This window comes from Aquibacillus halophilus (assembly GCF_009649745.1).
Taxonomy (GTDB): Bacteria; Bacillota; Bacilli; order Bacillales; family Amphibacillaceae; genus Aquibacillus; species Aquibacillus halophilus.
Window position 1 is genome coordinate 85364 of record NZ_WJNG01000003.1, and the last position, 24044, is coordinate 109407.

The window sequence follows — 24044 nt, forward strand, 5'->3', positions numbered from 1 at the left end:
GACTTATAAGTTGCGGCGTAACTTACACCACTTCGGAAATACACTACGCTTTCCGCGGGTGGCTGTTGAGCCTCCTCGTGCTGCGCACTGTGGGGTCTCATCTATGCCTTTCCCATCCCGCAGGAGTCTCCATATATTTCCTTCGTTGGTATAGTTCGTTACATTAAAACAATCAACAACGGACTTCATGCGAGGTTTACCGCAGGAGCAGCTGATAGTCAACGCCCAGGACTTGAATTATCTTCCTGGATCAACATCGCACGATGAAAATTGATCTGTATTTTCGAAGAGTCGACTACTCGCCGCTTTATTCACCATTCTTATTGCAACTATAATGAAAGGAAGATGGATAAGTACAGCCAAAAGTAGCGTAGTGAAGATCCGCCAGCTTAGAATAACTTTCTGTTAAAGGCGGTAAAGTCCTTGAGACATAGAACTTGGGATTTTTCTATTCGATACCAGAACACTACTACTAGTGAAGGCAGAATACGTAGACTCCAGTGGGAACAGCGCGTTCCGAAGACCCCGGAAGATTCGTTCTTTGATTCTGAGGAGGCTGAGGTCGTGCCCACGGAAAGCGAAGTATTCTGCCGAAACGGTGTTTAGCAGCAATTAAAAAGAGAAGGTGGATAGAAAATTCAAAGCAGTTAGTTACGTCGCAATTTATATCTACTACGAAATTAAAGGACATTATAATCTTATGTGAGAGGATTTTCATATAAATAGTAAATTAATGTTTTTTAAATCTTACATCCAGTTTCTTGTCATAGTTGACTTTAACGGCATTCTCATGCTATCTTTTACTATTACAGAGCAATTTTTTATAGATGACGTAAACGATAAATTTACCATTCAAATAATGGTTACTAAAATATAATTAAAGATGTGAACTATACATTAAAGGAGAATTAATCCGATGTAATTTTGAATCCCTTGGTTGAACGCAGAAGTTCTTCCTCATCATATGTTAATTTAGACCTTTATTTATATTTAAAATGGAAGGGATTTTTTTATGAAAATAAGTGAAGAAGTAAATAAACGAAAGACCTTTGCAATTATATCTCACCCAGATGCGGGTAAAACAACATTAACGGAAAAACTACTGTTGTTTGGTAATCAAATCCGGTCTGCGGGAACCGTTAAGGCAAAGAAATCAGGTAAATTTGCTACGTCCGATTGGATGGAAATAGAAAAGCAACGTGGAATCTCAGTAACCTCCAGTGTAATGAATTTTCCATATCTGGATTACAAGGTTAATATTTTAGATACACCTGGTCACGAGGATTTTAGTGAGGATACGTACCGTACCTTAACAGCAGTTGATAGTGTTGTCATGATTATAGATGCAACCAAGGGTATTGAAGCACAAACAATTAAGCTATTTAAGGTATGTAAAATGCGTGGTATTCCTATTTTTACATTTATTAATAAATTAGATCGTGAAGGTAGAGAACCATTTGAGTTGTTAGAGCAGATTGAAGAAGTGTTGGACATCAAAACATATCCAATGAATTGGCCGGTGGGAATGGGAAAACGTTTCCTAGGAATCTTTGATCGCCACAACAAACAATTTGTTAAATACAACGGGAATGAAGAAGAGTCATATATTCCATATACAGAATTAGATAATCCAGAACACAAAGATCTTGTTAATAACGCAACCTATCAGGAGACAAACGGTGAACTTGAGTTACTTGACCAGGCCGGGGATGATTTTTCAATAGAAGAGGTACTAAAAGGAGACCAAACGCCAGTGTTTTTTGGAAGTGCACTAGCACCATTTGGAGTCCAAACATTCTTTGATACATTCATTTCGATGGCACCTACTCCAACAGCAAGAAGAACTACTGATGGTTTAGTTAGTCCTGATAGTGACGAATTTTCAGGTTTTGTTTTCAAAATACAAGCAAACATGAACCCAGCACACCGGGACCGAGTTGCCTTCCTGCGTGTATGTTCAGGTAAATTTGAAAGAGGTATGACGGTAAAACTCGCTCGGACAGACAAACCAATTAAGCTATCTCAAACACAACAGTTTGTTGCATCAGCTGGTGGTACGGTTGAGGAAGCCTATGCTGGAGATATTATTGGTATCTATGATCCGAATGCCTATCGAATTGGAGATACACTTACTGAAAGTAAGAATACCTTTGAATATGATGAGTTACCACAATTCCCACCAGAATTGTTCATGAGAGTAACAGCTAAAAATGTAATGAAATCTAAACAGTACAGAAAAGGTATTGAACAATTGGTTCAAGAGGGTGCTATTCAGTTATTTAAAGGGCATCCAATGGAGACAATTATTATTGGAGCTGTTGGTCAACTACAATATGAGGTATTTGAATATCGAATGAAGCATGAGTACAACGTTGAAATCATGCTAGAATCAATTGGTGAAAGAATACCACGCTGGTTAAAGGCGGAACAAGTAGACACATCTTTATTTGACGAGAGGAATTTATTAGTAAAGGATCGTGAAGGTAATTTTCTCGTCTTATTCAAAAATGATTTTGCCCTTAGATGGTTCAAGGATAAACATCCTAAGGTTGAACTAACTGACTTGTTTGAAGTAAACAAATATGATCAAAGCTATGCGGAGTAAATAAAAAAATCGCCTTTTCATCATGAAAAGGCGATTTTTTCTTTATTCAACAGTTATCGGAAAATCTTGGTGCTCGTGAATATCGCCTTTTTTGACATGAACAGTAACAGTGTAATTACCGGCTTGTTCTAATGAAGTAAGACCTGAATAGTTACCAGCCTCTTCCTCCTTGAGATCTATCCAAATAGCATCCGTTTCTTCAGCCTGTTTAATTTCCAGTGTGACATCAGCGTCGGACAATGGTTCCTCCGCATTAAAAACTTTTAAGGTTAGCTTGACTTCTTCTCCAGTTGTAAACGGTGAAGATGAAGCTGGATCAAACTCAATGGTTACTTCCCCACCGTGATGGTGATGATGTTCTTCTTCAGAGGTGTCGGCGTCATCTACTTGTGCTTCTTCTGTTTCTTCCGGATTGCCCACTACAATTTCCGCCTGTGGCATGGTATGCATTTCCCTAGCCGTCACATGAGATTGAACAAAGTAAACACCCTCTTCGTCGAAGGTCTTTTCTAATGAATAGACTCCATCACCTTCGTGTTTTGATTCAAGGGTTTCGCTGCTCTCTTTTGCAGCCTCTTTCCATATTTCAAAAACAACTTCATCTGCGTCATCAACTGCCTCTTCACCTTGAGTAACCACAGCCTCAATTGTTACTACTTCGTGAATTTCAACTGTTTCTGGTGCTTGCAAATCCACGCTTATTGCTACAGGAACAATATCATTCTGACCATCCGATGAATCGTTATTGTTTTGGCCGCAGCCAATTAAGATAAACACTAAGACAACCGAATATATAACTTGTTTCATAAAATCCCTACTCTCATTTTCTTTTAAAATTAAACTTCCTTTATGATTATAAGGAATAACAAATTAATCCACAATGTATAATGATTTCATTTAAAAGAAATTATAGTCAAATCATATCTCTACAAATAAATACCAATAACATGATATGGTGAATAAAGAAAACCTTGATGTTTCGTTGTAGTGTGAACACGGCTAAGGTAGAGCATAATAATAGTTATCTAATATAAATTCCACTTCAATGAAACGAATGTTTGTTCGTGTTTTTGTTGAAGTTATAGTATAATATGATAAAAACGATTTAAATTTGATCCGATCGGAGGTTCAACGTTGTGGAAAATCAATTTGAATTAGTGTCTCAATATCAACCCGAAGGAGACCAACCAAAGGCAATTGCAGAGTTAGTGGAAGGTTTAAAACAAGGAAAAAGACACCAAACACTACTAGGTGCAACCGGAACAGGTAAAACCTTCACGATGTCTAATGTAATCAAAGAAATAAATAAACCTACATTAGTAATTGCCCATAACAAAACATTAGCTGGACAGCTTTATAGTGAGTTTAAGGAATTCTTCCCGAATAACGCTGTTGAGTATTTTGTAAGTTACTACGATTATTACCAACCAGAAGCATATAAACCCTCAACAGATACTTTTATTGAAAAAGATGCCAGTATCAACGATGAAATAGATAAACTTAGACACTCAGCAACATCTGCATTGTTTGAGCGTAACGATGTCCTAATTGTAGCAAGTGTATCCTGTATTTATGGCTTGGGTTCACCAGAGGAATATAAAAACATGGTGTTATCTATTCGAGTAGGCATGGAAAAGGACAGGGATGAGCTATTACGTAATTTAGTTGATATTCAATATGCGAGAAATGACATTGACTTCCAACGTGGAACATTTCGAGTTCGTGGGGATTCAGTCGAAATTATTCCTGCCTCTAGAGAAGAGCATTGCTTGAGAGTTGAATTTTTTGGTGATGAAATAGACCGGATACGAGAAGTAGATGCCCTTACAGGGGAAATCATTGGTGACCGGGAACATATTGCGATTTTCCCAGCCTCCCACTTCGTAACCAGAGAAGAAAAATTAAAGGTTGCGATTAAAAATATCCAACAAGAGTTACAGGAGCAATTGAAAAATTTTAATGAACAAAACAAATTATTGGAAGCACAACGAATAGAGCAACGGACAAATTATGACCTGGAAATGATGGAAGAAATGGGATTTTGCTCTGGAATCGAGAACTATTCTAGGCATTTAACTCTTCGAGAACCGGGATCGACACCTTACACTTTAATCGATTATTTCCCCGAAGATTTCTTACTAGTTGTCGATGAATCCCATGCAACACTACCACAAGTGCGAGGTATGTATAATGGTGACCAAGCAAGAAAGAAAGTACTAGTTGAACATGGTTTTCGATTACCATCAGCAATGGATAATCGGCCATTAACTTTTCCGGAATTTGAGAAAAAGGCAAACCAGATGGTGTTTGTTTCAGCGACACCAGGTCCTTACGAGTTAGAACACACACCGAAAATGACGGAGCAAATCATTCGTCCAACTGGCTTATTAGATCCAGAGATTGATATTCGCCCAATTGAGGGTCAAATAGATGATTTAATATCGGAAATTCATAAGCGCTCAGAAAAAAATGAACGGGTACTGGTTACAACCTTAACAAAAAGAATGTCCGAGGATTTAACTGATTACTTAAAAGAAATCGGGATAAAGGTTGCTTACTTGCACTCAGAAATTAAGACGTTAGAACGGATTGAAGTTATCCGTGACCTGCGAGTTGGTAAATATGATGTAATCGTAGGAATTAACTTGCTAAGAGAAGGTTTAGATATACCAGAAGTGTCACTTGTGGCGATTTTGGATGCAGATAAAGAAGGATTTCTCCGTTCCGAGCGCTCTTTAATTCAGACAATGGGTCGTGCAGCTCGGAATCAAAATGGCCGCGTTATAATGTATGCGAATAAGATTACTGATTCGATGCAAAAAGCAATTGACGAAACTACTAGACGTCGAGAAAAGCAACAGAAGTATAACGAAGAGCATGGCGTAACTCCTACTACGATTAAGAAAGAGGTACGTGATGTCATTCGTGCTACGATGGCTGCTGAAGACGCAGAGGAATATAAGTCAGATACACCTAAGGTTTCAAACCTTACTAAGAAGGAAAAAGATAAGATGATAGAAAACATGGAAAAAGAAATGAAAAAAGCAGCACGTGAGTTAAACTTTGAAAAAGCTGCTGAACTTCGTGATTTAGTACTGGAACTTAAAGCGGAAGGATGAGCTTAAATGGTAACAAAGGCGATTACGGTTAAAGGGGCAAGAGCCCATAATTTAAAAAATATTGATGTAGAGATACCAAAGGATAAGTTAGTTGTGTTAACTGGTTTATCAGGATCAGGTAAGTCTTCGTTAGCATTCGACACAATTTATGCCGAGGGTCAACGTCGATATGTTGAGTCCTTATCTGCTTATGCTAGGCAATTCTTAGGGCAAATGGATAAACCTGATGTTGATTCGATTGAAGGGCTTTCACCTGCAATATCAATCGATCAGAAAACAACAAGTAAAAATCCAAGGTCAACTGTTGGTACAGTTACCGAAATTTATGATTATTTACGACTATTATATGCACGAGTGGGACGCCCAACCTGCCCGAAGCACGGTATAGAAATTACTTCGCAAACCGTTCAACAAATGGTAGATCGTATTTTCAACTACCCTGAACGGACAAAACTACAAATTCTATCTCCTGTCGTTTCCGGACGAAAAGGGGAGCATGTAAAGGTATTGGAAGACTTGAAACGAGAAGGGTATGTCCGCATTCGTGTAAATGGCGAAATGCGTGAGGTTACCGAGGAAATTCTTTTAGAAAAAAATAAGAAACATTCCATCGAGGTAGTGATTGATCGTATCGTTGTTAAGGAAGGGGTTTCGACACGATTAACTGATTCACTTGAGACTGCTCTTCGACTAGGGGATGGTAAGGTAATCGTTGATGTGATTGGAGAGGAAGAGCTTCTTTTCAATGAACATCACGCTTGCCCAATTTGTGGTTTCTCTATTGGTGAGTTAGAGCCTAGAATGTTTTCTTTTAAAAGTCCTTATGGTGCCTGTGGCCGTTGCGATGGGCTAGGCACAAAACTGGAAGTAGATTTAGATTTAGTGATTCCCGATTGGGATTTATCAATTAAAGATGGAGCCATTGTCGCCTGGGAGCCTACTAGCTCTCAATATTATCCCAAATTACTAGAAAGTGTTTGCACGCACTACGGGATTGATATGGAAGTCCCAATTAAAAATTTACCTAAGGATCAGTTAGATAAAATTTTACTGGGTAGTGGCAAGGAAAAAATATTTTTCCGTTATGAAAATGACTTTGGTATTTTACGAGAGAACGATATTCTTTTTGAAGGGGTACTTGCTAACATTGCTCGCAGGTATAAGGAGACAAGCTCAGATTTTATCCGTGAGCAAATGGAAAAATATATGAGACAAAAACCTTGTCCAAAGTGTAAGGGATATCGATTAAAGGAAGAAGCAACATCAGTATTAATCAATGGTCTCCATGTCGGTAAAGTTACCGAGATGGCAGTGAAAGAGGCTGACTCATTTTTTAATTCCTTACAATTGACTAAAAAAGAAGCTACGATCGCTAACATGATTTTAAAGGAAATAAATAATCGGTTAATGTTTTTAAATAATGTCGGATTAGACTATCTAACGCTATCTCGTGCAGCTGGAACGTTATCTGGTGGAGAGGCACAGCGAATTCGCTTGGCAACTCAAATCGGTTCAGCGCTTACAGGTGTATTGTATGTTCTTGATGAACCATCGATTGGGCTTCATCAACGTGATAATGATCGATTAATTGCTACCTTAAAGCGGATGCGAGATTTAGGCAATACATTAATTGTCGTCGAGCATGATGAAGATACTATGCTAGCTGCCGATTGGCTAATTGATATTGGTCCAGGTGCCGGTGAACATGGGGGAGAAATTGTTGCGAGTGGAACACCTGATAAAGTGATGAAGAATGTTAAATCCTTAACAGGACAATATTTATCTGGTGAAAAATTTATATCTGTTCCATTAGAACGCCGTAAACCCGATAAACGTTTTATTGAAGTGATTGGTGCCGAAGAAAACAACTTGAAAAAAATTGATGCAAAGATCCCAATTGGTGTGTTCAATGCGGTTACAGGGGTTTCTGGTTCTGGGAAAAGTACGTTGATTAATGAAATACTCCATAAAGGATTAGCAATGAAACTCCAACGTAGTAAGCAAAAGCCAGGTAAGCATAAGAAAATTAAAGGGATGGAGCATCTGGAGAAAGTAATTGATATTGATCAATCACCTATTGGTAGAACTCCAAGATCCAATCCTGCTACGTACACTGGTGCGTTTGATGATATTCGAGATGTATATGCACAAACGAATGAGGCGAAGGTACGAGGCTATAAAAAAGGTCGCTTTAGCTTTAATGTAAAAGGTGGACGCTGCGAAGCCTGTCGTGGGGATGGAATCATCAAGATAGAAATGCACTTTTTACCAGATGTGTATGTACCTTGTGAAGTATGTCATGGTAAACGGTACAACAGAGAGACATTGGAAATTAGGTATAAAGGCAAAAATATTGCTGATGTCTTAAATATGACGATTGAAGAATCACTTGATTTTTTTGCGAATATACCTAAGATTAAACGCAAGCTGCAAACCATTTTTGATGTAGGACTTGGATATATTCGACTAGGACAACCAGCAACTACTTTATCTGGAGGAGAAGCGCAGCGGGTTAAGTTAGCGAGTGAACTTCACCGAAGATCTAACGGGAAATCATTATATATATTAGATGAACCAACAACAGGTTTACATGTTGATGATATTTCTCGGTTGCTAGTGGTTATCCAGCGTCTAGTAGAAAATGGTGATACGGTTCTTATCATTGAGCATAATTTAGATGTTATTAAAGCAGCCGATCATATTATTGATTTAGGACCAGAAGGTGGCGATCGTGGTGGACAAATTATTGCTACTGGTACACCAGAACAAATTGCACAGGAGCCTGACTCCTATACAGGTAGTTATTTGAAACCTATTCTTGAACGAGATCGTAAACGTATGGATGAAAGAATGGAAAAGAGAGAAAAGGTTATAGCAAAATAATAGGGTTAGATAGGGACTGTCGAATTACGGGTATAGAATCTTGTATGAGACAGTCTCTACTTACTACATAGATAGTGTACACTTTGACGCCTAGGTAATTTTTGAGTAAGGTAAATTTAGATTAAGTCATATAGAGGGGTGAGTTCTATGGAAGATATCGAGATTGGTAAGGTACAAGAACAACTAACTCGTTTTGTGAATAAAGAAGTTTATGTTCATTTAGAGACTACTAATGGAGCATATGCTAGTCATTTTGATGATAAAGCATACAATGTTGGCGCATTTATACGGAATGCAAAGGTGACGTACACCCATGCCAAAATAGTAGGTATCGGGAATGCTTATCGTGTAGGGCTAAAGCTCGAAATTGGTTGGGTTTATGCAGAGGGCCTAAGCAAATGGGAATTAGATGAAAAAGGTCAATTGTTAATGGCAGGACATGATCGTGAAGGTAGATTGATGGTGGCATTACAAATTAGTGAAACACCCTTCAAATATTAAAGTTGGGAGAAGTGATTGAAGTGGAAAAACACGTTGTAGTTATATATCCTCATCCGGACGATGAAGCTTTTGGAGCATCAGGCACGATTACAAAATTCAGAGAAGAGGGTGTTCCGGTTACTTATTTATGTGGAACACTTGGTGAAATGGGTAGAAATATGGGAAATCCCACTTTTGCAAACCGTGAAACATTACCGGAAATTCGAAAGAAGGAATTGATAGCAGCCTGTAAGGTGTTGGATGTTGACTTAAGAATGCTCGGATATAGGGATAAGACGCTAGAGTTTGAGTCCAGAGACGAGGTTGCCGAGCATTTGAAAAGTATTTTATTAGAAATCGAGCCGAGCTTGGTTATTACACATTATCCTGATCATGCAGTTCATCCCGATCACAACGCTTTAGGGGCTGCAGTTATCGAGGCTGTTAGTCGAATGGACGAAAAAACTAGACCCACAGTTTGGGCTCAAGCAATTAGCAGAACGTATGAGGAAGAGCTAGGAAAGCCAGATGTCGAGATGAACATCCTGCCGTTCTTCAAGAAAAAAATGGCAACGATTTTAGCGCACCAAACACAAGCTCAGGGTGTGTTAGGAAGTATGAGTCAAACCACTGATGACCTAGAGGCGATTGCTAAGGAGCGATTAGGTACTGAATTTTTCTACACATGGAAATTCTGATACCTGAATATGGTTAATTATAATGGAGGTGTTTCCAGATGAAAGAAGAACAGGTGAAAATTTTAAAGATGGTTGAGGACGGTATCGTTAGTGCGGAAGAGGCAGTTGAATTAATAGAGTCATTAGAAAAGGCTGAACAGGCAAAAAACCAAACACAATTCGTTTCTAAAAATGTTGATTGGGAAAAAAGAGAAGAACAAACTAACGATAAGCAGCATACATCTAAAAAATCAAAGTTCGTTCATTTTATGGAGGAAGCCTTTACAAAGATTAAAAATGTTGATTTAGATTTTAATTTTGGACCGCATTATACTGTCTCCCATATTTTCCATAATCAATCTGCATCATTTTCTGATATGGACATTGATATTTCTAATGGGACTTTAACTATTTTTCCATGGAATGAATCAGATGTAAGGATTGAATGTGAAGCAAGGGTTTATCAATCAGATGACCAAGATAAGGCCCGGAAAAAGTTCATCGAAGAAGCTGAGTTTTTGATTGTTGATGATCATTTGCGTTTTTTAATACCCTCTAAAAATATAAAGGCAGATGTGACAATTAAAATTCCTAATCGAATCTATAATAAAATTGCAATTAAATTGTTTAATGGTTCAATAAATGCGGAAAACCTATCTGTAGGACAGTTTAAAGCAAAAAGTACAAATGGCACTGTAACGATTGACCATATTGACGGCAATGAGGCAGATTTAGAAACGGCAAATGGTTCAATTAAAGTGGAGCAATCATCTTTTGAAACGCTTGAGACAGAGACAATAAACGGATCGACCCGAATCGATGGACAATACGGAAAAGTAGATTCTCAGGCTGTGAGCGGAAGTATTCACTGCGATTGGCACGGAGAACGCGCTCATACTGGATTTTTTAAGACAACGACAGGAAGTGTTAGGCTTAGGTTACCGAACAGCGTTCGAATTGATGGACAATTGGAGACAAATATCGGAAACATTCATTGTGATATTGATAATTATAAGATAGTGGAACAGAAGAAAGAAATGATGAAGCGTTCACTACATTTTGATGCATACTCCCATCATGAGAAGTTGTTTCATTTAGAAGCTGAGACAAAGACAGGCTCAGTCTGGATAATTCCGTCAGAATAGGAGGAATACTAATGAAAAAGTTAGTTCGATCTAATAGCCAACAAATGGCATTTGGTGTATTAGGTGGTATAGCCGAATACTTCAATATTGATGCAACTATTCTACGTCTTGTTTTTGCAATTGCATTTATATTTTCCGGAGGTATTCCATTAGCTTTAATTTATATTATTGCTATTTTTATCATTCCAAATGAAAGGGATAGTTATCAATGAAACATTGGTTAATTTCTATTTTACTTAACTCTGTTGCACTTGTCGTTGTCGCTCAGTTATTTGATAATTTTCATTTAGACAATTTTGGTACTGCTATTCTAGCAAGTTTTATTCTGTCAATTCTTAATGTTATCGTCAAGCCAATATTAGTCATACTAACATTACCGATAACGTTTCTATCATTAGGATTATTTCTATTCGTTATTAATGCGATCACCTTAATGATTACCCAAGCTGTGATTGGTAATTCATTTGTAATTGATGGGTTTGGCATTGCAATTATTGCAGCTGTCATTTTATCCGTTTTGAATTTGATACTAAATCAGCTAGTGAAGGATACGATTAAAACAAGTAAGTAATCAAAGCATAGGGGATTTAACCCTATGCTTTTTTCATATCAAATAGGATTGTGGTGCTTGTCACTAGAAAAAATGCTACAATAAGTTACAATGAACTCAGATAGATATTGGTGGAGGGATAGAAATGGTAAAGGTACGTACGCAGGACTTACTAGACCAATTTAAATTAGAACTTGTCGCAGGAAAAGACGGTGTTCACAGGGAGATATTTACGAGTGACATATCTCGACCTGGGATTGAAATGACGGGTTATTTTAAATATTATCCAAAAGATAGATTACAATTACTAGGTAAAACAGAGCTTTCTTATTATCATGATTTGACAACTACTGAAAGAAAAGATCGTGCCGTTAATTTGTGCACCGATATTACCCCAGGCATTGTAATAACTAGGGGAATGGATATTCCGGAAGAACTAATTGAAGCGTGTAATCAATCTGGTGTACCGCTTATGCGCTCTCCATATAAAACAACTAGAGTCGTAAGTAGACTGACCAATTACTTAGAGGCCAAATTTGCACCGTTTACTGCTATGCATGGCGTATTAGTAGATATTTATGGTGTTGGTGTGCTTATTACAGGTCAAAGTGGCGTAGGTAAAAGTGAAACTGCACTAGAGTTAGTTAAGCGTGGGCACCGCCTTGTTGCTGATGATAGCGTAGAAATCCGTCAAGAGGACTATGATCGTCTAATAGGTAATGCTCCACCTTTAATCGAACACCTGCTAGAGATAAGAGGACTTGGAATTATTAATGTAATGACTTTATTTGGTGCAGGTTCTGTACGATCATTTAAAAGAATTACCCTAATAATAAATTTAGAAGCATGGGATCAAAAAAAACAATATGATCGTCTTGGTTTAGAAGAAGAAACGATGAAGATCATTGATGTTGATATCCCTAAAGTTATTGTGCCAGTGAGACCTGGTAGAAACCTAGCTGTAATCATTGAGGTAGCCGCTATGAACTTCCGTTTAAAGAGAATGGGTGTAAATGCAGCAGAAGAGTTTTCCGAGCGCTTAACAACGATGATTGAAAAAGAAAAAAGTAGTTTAGATTCAGAGTTCGATTAAGGGGGAATGAAAATTGAGTTGTAGTGCACCGGCTTTAGACAGGGTATTTTTCGAATTAGGTCCACTTTCTATTTATTGGTATGGAGTAATCATTGCAACAGGAGTCTTTTTGGCTTTGTGGCTAGCTACTAGAGAATCAAATCGTCTAGGATTAAATAAAGATGTATTTATTGATTTGGTCGTATTTGCTATTCCTGCCGCGATTATTTCAGCACGAATATATTATGTTATCTTTGAGTGGGAAAATTACATAGGTGGACCTTGGTGGTCTGTTTTTGCTATTTGGGAAGGCGGAATTGCGATTCACGGGGCACTAATTGGCTCTGTCATAACTGCCATCATATTCACGCGAATAAAAAAGCTTTCTTTTTGGCAAATTGCAGATATTGCTGCTCCAAGTATTATCTTGGGTCAAGCAATTGGTCGTTGGGGAAACTTTATGAATCAGGAAGCACACGGACGTGCTGTCTCAGAGGCTTATTATAATAACTTTATGCAATATATGCCAGATTTCATTACAAATCAAATGTGTATTGGTGGAGTTATGTATCATCCAACCTTCCTATACGAGTCTGTATGGAATTTTCTTGGATTGGTTTTCTTACTTATGTTGAGAAAATATAACCCTATTAGAGGTGAACTATTCTTAAGCTACGTCATATGGTATTCTGTTGGTCGTTATTTTATCGAAGGTATGCGTACTGATAGTTTATATATTGTTGGCGACTTACGAACTGCACAGTTTATTTCAATTTTATTAATTGTTGTTTGTATTGGAATTATGATTTACCGACGTAAAAGCGGTCAGGTAAATAGAAGGTACAACGGGAAAAAATTATAACTGGGGGATAAGACATTGGTTACTGGCATCATACAACGAGGACTAAAACAGGGGGCACTATTAACGTGGACTTTGGGAAAAGTAATTTTTCCGATTACTTTATTAATCACCATTCTTCGTTATACACCCTTCCTTCAGTGGATTGCTGATTTATTAGCACCAATGATGAAGTGGATTGGCCTTCCCGGTGAAGCGGCAGTCCCATTGGTTATTGGTAATGCCTTAAATTTATATGCCGGAATCGGTGCGATTCTTTCGTTTGAATTCACTGTTAAAGAGGTCTTTTTGATGGCTATAATGTTGTCCTTCTCTCACAATCTATTTGTAGAATCAGTGGTGGCAACAAGGGTAGGAATTAGTTGGTGGATTGTTGTCGGAGTGAGAGTAGCATTAGCGATAGGTTCTGCCTTTGTAATCAATCTAGTGTGGAAAGGCGGAAGTGAATTTGCTCAATATGGGATGATTTCTAAAAGTGAGCAAGCTAGAGAAGGATGGTTTGATATCTTTCTACAGGGATTCCAGACTGCTTCGATGGCAATCATACAGTTAGCGGCGATTGTCATTCCACTGATGGTATTCATGCAATTTTTCCGAGAGCTGGGATGGATGAATAAAATGTCCGAATGGTTATCCCCTTTCACAAAATTATTAGGAATGGATAAAAACACCTCGATGACGTTGGTAGCTGGGCTCACGATTGGTCTTGCTTATGGCGCTGGGCTGATGATTCAAGCTGTAAAAGAGGACGGAGTATCCAAAAAAGATATGTATTTGGCATTCATCTTTTTGGTGTCCTGTCATGCAGTCGTTGAAGATACACTTGTTTTTATTCCATTAGGCATACCTGTTTGGCCACTTTTGATTATCCGGGTAACTACAGCAATTATCTTAACAGCTGGAATTGCTTTCGTTTGGAATCGAAACATCAGGAGACAAAGAAAGGAGCAACTACATGACCATTCGTACGATACTATTTGACTTAGATGGCACATTAATTGATACAAATGAGCTTATTATTGCTTCATTTGTACATACACTTCAACAATATTCCGATAAAGAATATTTGCGGGAGGAAATATTAGATTTTATTGGTCCTCCACTTGTAGATACCTTTGAGAAGATTGATCCTATTTTGGCTGAGCAAATGAAAAAAACATACGTTACACATAATCTTCATCATCATGACAGTTTTGTTGTTGCTTATCCTACAGTAATAGACACGATTTCAAAGTTGAAGGAACTAGGATACCAGCTTGGTATTGTCACTACAAAAATTAATTCCACAGCTTGGAAGGGATTAAAGGTTACAGGAATGGACAGCATGTTCGATGTATTGATTGGTTTTGATGATGTTACCCATGCTAAACCGCATCCTGAGCCTATTATTAAGGCATTAAAGGAGTTAGACGCACAAGCATCGACAACACTTATGGTTGGAGATAATTATCATGATATTGAGGCTGGGAAAAATGCAGGTACAAAAACAGCTGGTGTTTCCTGGTCGATTAAAGGAAAAGAAACATTGGAAGCCTATCAGCCTGACTATATGTTAGAAGAGATGAGTGATCTACTGAAGATACTAGGAGCGTGAGATTATGCGCAGGACAGAGCGTTATCGAGTTACTAAAGCAAACTCGTTATGGCATATATACAAAACCGTTCCTTTTTGGAAAGTAGTTAAAAATTTTATTGTTATCCAGATTGCGCGTTATACACCTTTTTTATCGATGAAAAATTGGTTATATCGAAATTTTCTTCGGATGAAGGTAGGCGATGAGACAGCTTTTGCCCTAATGGTTATGCTCGATGTTATGTTCCCTGAAAAAATATCTGTCGGTAAAAATACCGTGATTGGATATAATACAACAATATTAGCTCACGAGTATTTAATTAAGGAATATCGCCTTGGAGATGTTATTATTGGTAGTGAGGTAATGATAGGTGCAAACAGTACAATTTTACCTGGAATTAGTATTGGTGATGGAGCAATTGTCTCGGCAGGAACGTTAGTACATAAAGATGTCGCCGCTGGTACTTTTGTTGGTGGAAATCCAATGAGAGAAATATATTCAAAACAGGAAATGGATCAACGTAAAAAAGAAGATGATTTTCTTGGTGACTATTAATTTTTTTATACAAGGTAGCGGCTCTTTATCTTTTAGAAGAAGAGTCGCTTACTTGTTTTTAAAAGGCTGTTTTCTAAAAGATTGTTGTTATTACGGTAGTCCATAAACTCCGACGTAACTCTTACTAATCTTATTTTTTTCATTCTTGTTAAATTGACTGCAATACAACCATTTCGGCAGAATACTTCGCTTTCCATGGGCACGGTCTCAGCCTCCTCAGAATCAAAGAGCGATTCTTCCGGGGTCTTCGACACGCGCTGTTCCCATAGGACTTGAATTATCTTCCTGAATCACTACGCACGAAGAAAATTGAACTTCATTTTCGAGGAGTCTGCGTATTCTGCCTACACTGGTAGTAATAGCGTTCTGATTATCGAAGAACAAAACCCGTGGATCTATTTTCTATGATATTTTTTAATAGAACAGAAAGCTATTCTTAGCTGCTTGAACTATACTACACATTAGATTGTGATTGGAGCGGAGGGCAGTCGACTCCTACGGGAAAAGCAAAGGTTTTCGATGGGACGAGTAATCGCAGTCCCAACAGCTGAAAATCCCACAGGAAGTGGTATTCTTCCGAGGAAGTTGAGGCGTTGCCCGCGGAAAGCGACTGCCCGGAGCGCAAATCAGCTAATAGCTGCGCAAAGTCGTATTTTCCATCAAGTGCGAAGAATAAAAAGCAACAAAATTTACGAAAAGATCCTTTTAAAAAAATGAAATAAAATCATGGGATAAAAGGCTTCTGTTTTTATACAATAAGAAAGTATAGGCATTGCCAGTTTCAGGAAACATAACCCCATAAGAATATGCAATATTTAATGAACGTAAGTGTGATAGGAGTGTGAACAAGATGGCTAAGTTTTCTAATTTATATAGAGAAGATATTTATGATTCGTTAACAGACGAGCCCTTGGATGTGTTAGTAGTTGGTGGTGGTATTACAGGTGCAGGTATAGCCCTTGATGCATCGACTAGAGGCTTAAAAACAGGTCTTGTCGAAATGCAGGATTTCGCAGCGGGAACTTCTAGTAGATCCACTAAATTAATCCACGGAGGACTTCGTTATTTACAGCGATTTGAGGTTGCTATGGTTGCAGAAATCGGAAGGGAACGAACAGTTGTTTATGAAAATGGTCCACATGTCACCACACCAGAATGGATGCTGTTACCGTTTTATAAAAATGGCAACATTGGACCATGGGCAGCAAAAGTAGGATTAAGGGCATACGATTATTTGGCAAAGGTTCGGAAAAAGGAACGACGAACTATGCTAAAGGCCGACGAAGTTTTAAAAATGGAACCTCTCCTTAAGAAAGAACAATTAAAAGGTGCAGGGTATTATGTCGAATATAAGACGGACGACGCTCGTTTAACAATAGAAGTTCTCAAGAAGGCTTATCAGTATGGGGTCAGTGCAATTAACTACACAAAGGTGATTGAATTTATTTATGATCAATCAAATAGGGTTATCGGTGCTGTAGTAGAGGATCAAATATCAGGCAGGGAAATGCAGGTTTATGCAAAAAAAGTGATCAATGCTACCGGGCCATGGGTAGATGGTCTGATAGGTTTAGATGCTCCTCAGGAAGGCAAGGCATTGTATCTAACTAAAGGTGTTCATCTAGTGTTTGATGGAACAAGATTTCCTTTACAACAAGCTGTTTATTACGACAATCAAGACGGAAGGATGATTTTCGCAATACCTCGAGCAGGAAAGACATATGTAGGTACTACCGATACAAGCTATCAGGGTGATATCGAAGATCCAATGATGACGAAAGCGGATCGCGATTACATTATTGATGCCATCAATTTTATGTTTCCTACCCTTAACATTGAGGTAACAGATGTTGAATCTAGTTGGGCAGGTTTAAGGCCTTTAATTGAGGAAAAAGGGAAGGATCTTGGTGAAATATCTCGAAAGGACGAGATTTTTGTATCGACTTCTGGTTTAATCTCAATGGCGGGAGGTAAGTTAACAGGCTACCGTAAAATGGCTGAAGAAGTAGTCAACCTCGTAGTTAATCAATTAAAGGAAGAAATAGGAATCTTGTACTCAAGTTCTGAAACAAAGTCACTTCCGATTTCTGGTGGCGAAGTAGGTGGGTCACTTGGTTTTGTTGATTTCAAAGCAGAAAAACTAGCAGTTTCAGAGGAACTTGACCTAGATTTAGCAGATGCTGAAATGTTGATTCAACGCTATGGTGCGAATGTAGATAAAATCTTTGAAATTATAAACGATATGGAAAACGAAGCAATGGAAGCAACTATTGATCCTATCGTTTTTGCTCAACTGAGGTACGCTATTGACGAAGAATGTATAGTTAAACCGGTTGATTTTTTTGTGAGACGTACGGGAGCCCTTTATTTTGATATTGATTGGGTGAAACAACACAAAGATGTCGTGATTGACTATATGGAAAAAATATTCCACTGGAGTAAGGAACAAAAGCATTACTATATTAGAGAACTGAATTATTTAATTCATAGTTCAGTTTATCCAGAGGAATAAGTAAAAATCTCAACCATGAGTAGGGTTGAGATTTTTTTTGTACTTTAAATTAACTATATTCCTTCTAAATGCAACTAAATGAGCGACTTTGGTGTTTGGTTCGCTATATTATATTGACAGGAAATATGATATACTTCAAACGATATAAGCATTTATACTATTGTTCAAAAAGCATTTTACTCCTTTTTGAACTTCAACATAAAGGGGGAGACTTAATGCAAACTTTAGAGGATATTAAGAGTGATAATAAAATAGAAAAAGTCATCCCTTTCATACCTGAAGGAGATTTTTATTTTACTAAAGGTGTTGAGGCTTTTCAGAAACGAAAGTTTGATATAGCGATAAAATGGTTAAAAAAAGCTGTAGAAGCTACGCCTGAGGAAGCCTTATATCATTGTCAAATGTCAATCATCTATACAGAGATTGGTGCTTTTCACGCTGCTAATCAAATATTAACCGAAGTTCTATCCGTTAACGGGGATAGTTATATAGATTGTTATTATCTAATAGCAAACAATTATGCACATCTAGGGTTGCTTCAGGATGCGAAAAAGTACACTGAATCATATTTAGATAAAGCACCAGATGGTGATTTTAGAGAAGAAGCGGAAGACTTATTATCTGTTATTGACATTGGTGACGATGATGATGACGAATGGGCATTTGAAGAGGAAGATGAACTTTTAATTTATCAAGAAACTGCCTTTCATCATTTAGAACGTCAGGAATGGGAGCAAGCGTTAACATTGTTAGAGGAAATGATGTCTGTATTTCCTGAACATGTTTCTGCAAAACATGAATATAGCTTCGCTTTATTCTTTAGTGGAAATCAAGATGAAGCAATCCGTTTAGAAACACAGTGGCTAGAAGATAACCCACAATCTTTATTCTGCCATACAAATTTAGCTGTGTTTTATTATGAGCGTAATGATTTAAATAAAAGTAATCAACACATAGTCTCTATCAAAAATGTTTATCCTATCCATGAACAACAAAAATTAAGAATAGCCAATACATTAGCGCGTACTGGTCACTATAAATGTGCGTATGATCGTTTCAAGCTTTTATCTAAAGGTCACTTAAAAGGTCATGCGTCCTATTTTAAATGGTATAGTGCTTGTTTGTATCAGGTTGGCGCTTCAACTAAAGCGTTATCCCTTTGGGAGGAAGGATGCAAAAAATACCCTTTCTTAACTAAAGAAGCGAGTCCTTGGTAACATTATCTTTTTCAACATAATATGCTAATAATAGTAAATCAATGAGCAGAATATTAGACCTAAAGCCTGTTTCATATGATAATGTTGAAGAAAATAAATATTTGTACTAGTGGAGGGGCTGAATGTTATGTCCGAAGAACGAATTTATGATGTTATAATTGCAGGTGCAGGACCGGCAGGAATGACTGCTGCTGTTTATACGTCTCGTGCAGCTTTAGATACGCTAATGCTTGAACGTGGAATTCCAGGTGGACAAATGGCAAACACTGAGGATGTAGAGAATTATCCTGGATACGATCATATTCTTGGACCGGATCTTTCTAATAAAATGTTTGACCATTCAAAGAAGTTTGGTGCGGAATATGCTTATGGCGATATTAAAGAAATTATAGATGGAAAAGAATATAAAACAGTTATCGCCGGTAAAAAAGAGTACAAAACTCGTTCAATTATTATTACTACAGGTGCACAATATAGAAAAGTTGGAGTTCCTGGTGAGCAGGAATTGAGCGGCCGCGGTGTTTCTTACTGTGCTGTCTGTGATGGTGCCTTTTTTAAAGAAAAAGATCTAATTGTTATCGGTGGTGGTGATTCTGCGGTTGAAGAGGGTGTTTATTTAACTCGCTTCGCCAAAAAAGTAACCATTGTCCACCGTCGTGATGAACTGAGAGCACAGAAGATTTTACAACAACGTGCCTTTGATCATGAAAAGGTTGATTTCATTTGGGATACTCAAATAAAATCAATTAATGGCAAAGATGGAAAAGTTGGTAGTGTAACATTAGTTAATAATAAAAATGGTGAAGAATATAATCGTGATACTGACGGTGTATTCGTCTATGTTGGTATGATCCCGTTAAGCGAACCATTTAAATCTTTAGGGGTTACAAATGAAGAAGGATATATTCCAACAAATGAAAAAATGCAAACAAATGTACCAGGTGTATTTGCTGCAGGTGACATTCGTGATAAAGAACTTCGTCAGATTGTTACTGCAACAGGGGATGGTAGTATTGCAGCGCAATCTGCTCAAGCGTATGTAGAGCATTTAGTGGATGAATTGAATGCCGTTAAATAGAACAATGTAATAAAAAGAAACTTGAACGTAAATTCAATTTAACGCTGTTGTAACACGCACGAAACATTTGTAGGTTACAATGGTATTAACTAATTGACCCCCTTTTAATAGATATATTTTACGACACAGGTGTTTTACCGCCTGTGTTATTTTTTTTGTGTTTGCTGATTGTTCCTAAGTCCAGCTTATTAGGATATCCCTTTAATGGGGATTGTACATTAAATCATTTCTAATAAAAAAAAATAATCAGAAACTTTTCAAAAGCGGGAATTAGTTCATAATATTGTAGGATGGTAAATATTCATTGTATAATAAGGGGAGTGGAGAGACTGTTCTTCATAAAAGGTTATATGCATTAGTATCAATCCTAATATTTTATAGCGCTTATATAGAAAGAGTTGATTTAGATGCGCCCTGTTACAAATTGTATAGTTAAAAAAAACAATCATATACTTATGTTACAAAAGCCAAGGCGCGGCTGGTATGCTATGCCTGGTGGGAAGATGGAACACGGTGAGTCTATTAAGGATTCTGTTGTTCGTGAATATAGAGAGGAAACAGGCCTTTATCTCACTGACCCTGAACTAAAGGGGGCATTTACCTTTCTCGTGAGAGAGAATAAGGAAACAGTTGATGAATGGATGATGTTTACTTTCTGGTGTGAATCATTTGAAGGCGAGATGTTAGAAAAAAGTGATGAAGGATCTTTAGAATGGGTGCCTGTTGAAGAAGTTTTGAATAAGCCGATGGCTGCTGGTGACCGCTATATTTATAATCATATACTTACAAGCAATGAAATGGTTTATGGGACTTTCTCCTATACACCAGATTATCAGTTAATCAATTTTAATTTCGATCCATCAAGTCCATAAAAAGGGGAGAAAGTAATTGAGTATTAAAGAACAGGAAACAAAACTAGTAATCATAACAGGTATGTCTGGTGCTGGGAAGACAGTAGCAGTTCAAAGCTTTGAGGATTTAGGATATTACTGTGTTGATAACCTGCCGCCAACTCTATTACCTAAGTTTCTAGACTTGATGAAGGACGCAACAAATAACATTCAAAAAGTCGCACTTGTGATGGATTTGCGTGGTAGAGAATTTTTCGATTCATTATTCGATTCATTAGACAAATTGGGTAAACAAGATTGGATAGAAGAGCACATATTGTTTCTTGATGCAAAGGATCAATCACTTGTTTCGCGTTATAAAGAAACTAGGAGATCTCACCCCCTTGCGTCTGATGGTCTACCTTTAGATGGGATAAAACAAGAACGAAGAATTTTAGACGAGCTCCGAGGACGAGCGCAATATATTATTGACACGACTGATTTAAAGCCAAAAGATTTACGTGAAAAAATTGTTAGTAAGTATGGAGAACAGGATCAAGAAATCTTTTCCGTTCACACATTATCGTTTGGATTTAAATATGGATTACCAATTGATGCAGATTTAGTTTTTGACGTCCGTTTCCTACCGAATCCTCATTATGTTGAGCACATGCAACCATTGACTGGTCTTAGTTCTGAAGTCTCTTCTTATGTTTTTAAATGGTCGGATACACAAACCTTCCTAGAAAAGGTCACCGACTTGTTAAGGTTTATGCTGCCTCAGTATAAAAAGGAAGGCAAAAGTCAATTAGTAATTGCTATTGGTTGTACTGGTGGACAGCATCGGTCTGTTGCGATTGCAGAGCATTTGGCAAAGCAGTTCTCTAAAGACTATGTTACACATGTAAGCCATCGTGACATAGAGAAAAGAAAAGGACATTAACCATGATTGGTGAAAAGAATCCTCATGTCGTTGTATTAGGTGGAGGAACTGGAATGCCCGTTCTACTAAGAGGACTAAAAAACTATCCAATCGATTTGTCAGCTATTGTAACGGTTGCAGACGATGGTGGAAGCTCAGGCAGGCTGCGCACAGAAATGTCTATGCCAGCTCCAGGAGATATTAGAAACGTTATTGTAGCATTATCAGATGTAGAGCCGATGCTAATGGATCTTTTTCAGCATCGATTCAAGAATGGTAATGGATTATCTGGACATTCAATGGGGAATTTATTGTTAGCAGCAATGACTTCCGTTACTGGTGATTTTTACAACGGTATAAAAGAAATATCTCGTGTATTAAATGTTAAAGGAAAAATATATCCGATAGCCAACGAGAACATGTTTCTCCATGCCGAAATGACGGATGGGGAGATTATTACCGGTGAATCGAATATACCATTAGCAAATAAGAAAATTAAACGGGTATTTCTAAAACCAGAGCCAGTACTCCCTTTACCAGAAGCAGTCCAGGCTATTGAACAAGCAGATCTCGTTGTTATTGCTCCTGGAAGCCTCTATACTAGTACATTGCCAAATTTAATTGTTCCTCAAATTGGGGATGCGCTCCAGCATACAAAAGGTAAAGTTGTCTATGTTTGTAATGTGATGACTCAGGGTGGGGAAACAAATGGATACTCTGCAGCTGACCATGTACAAGCAATTACTGATCATATAGGAAAAGGATGTATCCATTCAATCATCGTGCACAATAAGCCCATCTTGGGTGATGTTAGAGCTGTCTATGCAGAAGAGAATGCTGAGCCAGTTATATACGATACGGATCGCCTTATAAATATGGACTTGGAGATCATTGAAGCTGATATTATTGACCATGATAGACAGATGCTGCGTCACGATACATCTAAAGTAGCTAGACTATTATACTCATTATTATAACAACTATGTTTTCACAGGGAGGTGGGAAAGTTGTCTTTTGCTTCTGAAATAAAAAAAGAATTAACTAAAGTAGAAAATAATACATGCTGTGCACAAGCGGAATTGGCTGCGTTAATTCGAATGAACGGTGCTCTTTCTTTGGCTAGACAGGATTATGTGCTTGATGTACAGACGGAAAATGCTGCGATAGCACGACGAATATATACGCTGATAAAATCCCTTTATAATTATCCTGTGGAATTACTTGTTCGGAAGAAAATGAAATTAAAAAAGAATAATGTCTATATTGTCAGGTTAACGGCAAACGTGCGGAAATTTCTCTCTGACTTACAAATATTACAGGAACCATTCAATTTTATACGAACAATCTCAGAAAAATATACAAAAAAGAAATGCTGTAAAAGAGCTTATTTAAGGGGTGCGTTTTTAGCTGGGGGCTCAGTGAATAACCCTGAAACATCCTCCTATCATCTAGAAATATTTAACTCCTACCAGGAGCATAATGATTCTCTTTGTAAATTAATGAATTCTTTTAACTTACATGCAAGAATTTTAGAAAGGAAAAAAGGGTTTATTTCATACATTAAGGAAGCGGAGAAGATTACTGAGTTCTTAAGCAATATTGGTGCACACCAAGCACTATTTAAATTTGAGGATGTTCGAATCGTTAGGGATATGAGAAATTCAGTTAATCGTCTAGTCAATTGTGAAACAGCTAATTTAAATAAAACAATTGGTGCTGCATTTAGACAGGTTGAAAATATTCGTTTTATTGATAGAACCGTGGGGCTGGACTCTCTACCTGATAAACTAAGAGAGATAGCAGTTTTACGTGTTGAGCACCAAGATGTCTCATTAAAGGAATTAGGTGAACTAGTTTCTAATGGTAAGATTAGCAAATCAGGTATTAACCATAGACTTCATAAAATTGATGATTTTGCAGAAAAATTAAGAAGAGGGAATTAGTTTTTCCCTTTTTCTTCCCACCA

General features: G+C 37.5%; 23 protein-coding genes. 21 read left to right on the forward strand and 2 right to left on the reverse strand.

Annotation, left to right across the window (positions count from 1 at the left end; translation table 11 throughout):
• Positions 1 to 1012: 1012 nt before the first annotated feature.
• Positions 1013 to 2605 (forward strand): peptide chain release factor 3, encoded by a 1593-nt coding sequence (locus GH741_RS04820; RefSeq protein ID WP_153735651.1) that lies wholly within the window; start codon positions 1013 to 1015, stop codon positions 2603 to 2605.
• A 42-nt stretch (positions 2606 to 2647) separates the two neighbouring features.
• Here the strand turns inward: GH741_RS04820 and GH741_RS04825 are convergent, their stop codons facing one another.
• On the reverse strand, positions 2648 to 3412 hold the full coding sequence (locus GH741_RS04825; RefSeq protein WP_153735652.1) for a FixH family protein: 765 nt from the start codon (positions 3410 to 3412) through the stop codon (positions 2648 to 2650).
• A gap of 329 nt (positions 3413 to 3741) precedes the next feature.
• Between GH741_RS04825 and uvrB the strand changes: the two genes are divergently transcribed.
• The 12 genes from uvrB (at position 3742) to GH741_RS04885 (ending at position 15519) form a co-directional block, all read left to right on the forward strand.
• Positions 3742 to 5724: an excinuclease ABC subunit UvrB gene (gene uvrB / locus GH741_RS04830; protein ID WP_338079245.1), complete on the forward strand. Its 1983-nt coding sequence runs from the start codon at positions 3742 to 3744 to the stop codon at positions 5722 to 5724.
• A gap of 6 nt (positions 5725 to 5730) precedes the next feature.
• Positions 5731 to 8607: an excinuclease ABC subunit UvrA gene (gene uvrA / locus GH741_RS04835; RefSeq protein ID WP_153735653.1), complete on the forward strand. Its 2877-nt coding sequence runs from the start codon at positions 5731 to 5733 to the stop codon at positions 8605 to 8607.
• 147 nt (positions 8608 to 8754) lie between these two features.
• Positions 8755 to 9108, forward strand: coding sequence for a YojF family protein (locus GH741_RS04840; protein ID WP_153735654.1), 354 nt, complete (start codon positions 8755 to 8757; stop codon positions 9106 to 9108).
• A gap of 20 nt (positions 9109 to 9128) precedes the next feature.
• Positions 9129 to 9785, forward strand: a complete 657-nt coding sequence (bshB2, locus tag GH741_RS04845) for a bacillithiol biosynthesis deacetylase BshB2 (RefSeq protein WP_338079246.1) — start codon at positions 9129 to 9131, stop codon at positions 9783 to 9785.
• Positions 9786 to 9823: 38 nt separating this feature from the next.
• Entirely contained in the window at positions 9824 to 10909 is a 1086-nt protein-coding gene (locus GH741_RS04850) for a DUF4097 family beta strand repeat-containing protein (protein WP_153735656.1), read from the forward strand.
• Between the two features lie 11 nt (positions 10910 to 10920).
• Positions 10921 to 11121 carry a PspC domain-containing protein gene (locus GH741_RS04855; protein ID WP_153735657.1) on the forward strand — a complete coding sequence of 67 codons (201 nt, stop codon included), beginning with the start codon at positions 10921 to 10923 and terminating at the stop codon, positions 11119 to 11121.
• Positions 11118 to 11480, forward strand: coding sequence for a phage holin family protein (locus GH741_RS04860; protein ID WP_153735658.1), 363 nt, complete (start codon positions 11118 to 11120; stop codon positions 11478 to 11480). The genes GH741_RS04855 and GH741_RS04860 overlap by 4 nt, the downstream gene beginning before the upstream one ends.
• A 124-nt stretch (positions 11481 to 11604) precedes the next feature.
• Positions 11605 to 12552, forward strand: a complete 948-nt coding sequence (gene hprK, locus GH741_RS04865; RefSeq protein WP_153735659.1) for an HPr(Ser) kinase/phosphatase — start codon at positions 11605 to 11607, stop codon at positions 12550 to 12552.
• Between the two features lie 13 nt (positions 12553 to 12565).
• On the forward strand, positions 12566 to 13393 hold the full coding sequence (lgt, locus tag GH741_RS04870) for a prolipoprotein diacylglyceryl transferase (RefSeq protein ID WP_153735660.1): 828 nt from the start codon (positions 12566 to 12568) through the stop codon (positions 13391 to 13393).
• Between the two features lie 15 nt (positions 13394 to 13408).
• The gene (locus GH741_RS04875; protein ID WP_153735661.1) at positions 13409 to 14371 is read left to right on the forward strand and encodes a nucleoside recognition domain-containing protein; all 963 of its coding nucleotides are present in this window, start codon (positions 13409 to 13411) and stop codon (positions 14369 to 14371) included.
• Positions 14346 to 14984 carry a pyrophosphatase PpaX gene (ppaX, locus tag GH741_RS04880; protein ID WP_153735662.1) on the forward strand — a complete coding sequence of 213 codons (639 nt, stop codon included), beginning with the start codon at positions 14346 to 14348 and terminating at the stop codon, positions 14982 to 14984. Before GH741_RS04875 ends, ppaX begins: the two co-directional genes overlap by 26 nt.
• 4 nt (positions 14985 to 14988) lie before the next feature.
• Positions 14989 to 15519: an acyltransferase gene (locus tag GH741_RS04885; RefSeq protein WP_153735663.1), complete on the forward strand. Its 531-nt coding sequence runs from the start codon at positions 14989 to 14991 to the stop codon at positions 15517 to 15519.
• Positions 15520 to 15551: 32 nt separating this feature from the next.
• Here the strand turns inward: GH741_RS04885 and GH741_RS04890 are convergent, their stop codons facing one another.
• Complete coding sequence (locus GH741_RS04890; protein ID WP_153735664.1) at positions 15552 to 15722, reverse strand: hypothetical protein; 171 nt, start codon at positions 15720 to 15722, stop codon at positions 15552 to 15554.
• A 316-nt stretch (positions 15723 to 16038) separates the two neighbouring features.
• Here GH741_RS04890 and GH741_RS04895 point away from each other — a divergent pair, with 316 nt between their 5' ends.
• The 8 genes from GH741_RS04895 to whiA all read left to right on the forward strand — a co-directional run bounded on the left by GH741_RS04895 (position 16039) and on the right by whiA (position 24021).
• On the forward strand, positions 16039 to 16236 hold the full coding sequence (locus GH741_RS04895) for a hypothetical protein (protein WP_153735665.1): 198 nt from the start codon (positions 16039 to 16041) through the stop codon (positions 16234 to 16236).
• Between the two features lie 133 nt (positions 16237 to 16369).
• The gene (locus GH741_RS04900) at positions 16370 to 18031 is read left to right on the forward strand and encodes a glycerol-3-phosphate dehydrogenase/oxidase (RefSeq protein ID WP_153735666.1); all 1662 of its coding nucleotides are present in this window, start codon (positions 16370 to 16372) and stop codon (positions 18029 to 18031) included.
• 215 nt (positions 18032 to 18246) lie between these two features.
• A complete protein-coding gene (locus GH741_RS04905) occupies positions 18247 to 19248 on the forward strand; it encodes a tetratricopeptide repeat protein (RefSeq protein ID WP_153735667.1) in 1002 nt (333 codons plus the stop codon).
• Between the two features lie 127 nt (positions 19249 to 19375).
• Entirely contained in the window at positions 19376 to 20326 is a 951-nt protein-coding gene (trxB, locus tag GH741_RS04910; RefSeq protein ID WP_153735668.1) for a thioredoxin-disulfide reductase, read from the forward strand.
• 407 nt (positions 20327 to 20733) lie between these two features.
• Complete coding sequence (locus tag GH741_RS04915; RefSeq protein WP_153735669.1) at positions 20734 to 21198, forward strand: 8-oxo-dGTP diphosphatase; 465 nt, start codon at positions 20734 to 20736, stop codon at positions 21196 to 21198.
• Positions 21199 to 21214: 16 nt separating this feature from the next.
• Positions 21215 to 22099, forward strand: coding sequence for an RNase adapter RapZ (rapZ, locus tag GH741_RS04920; protein WP_153735670.1), 885 nt, complete (start codon positions 21215 to 21217; stop codon positions 22097 to 22099).
• A gap of 2 nt (positions 22100 to 22101) precedes the next feature.
• Positions 22102 to 23055, forward strand: a complete 954-nt coding sequence (locus GH741_RS04925; protein WP_153735671.1) for a gluconeogenesis factor YvcK family protein — start codon at positions 22102 to 22104, stop codon at positions 23053 to 23055.
• Positions 23056 to 23085: 30 nt separating this feature from the next.
• On the forward strand, positions 23086 to 24021 hold the full coding sequence (whiA, locus tag GH741_RS04930; protein WP_153735672.1) for a DNA-binding protein WhiA: 936 nt from the start codon (positions 23086 to 23088) through the stop codon (positions 24019 to 24021).
• The last annotated feature ends 23 nt before the right edge of the window (positions 24022 to 24044 follow it).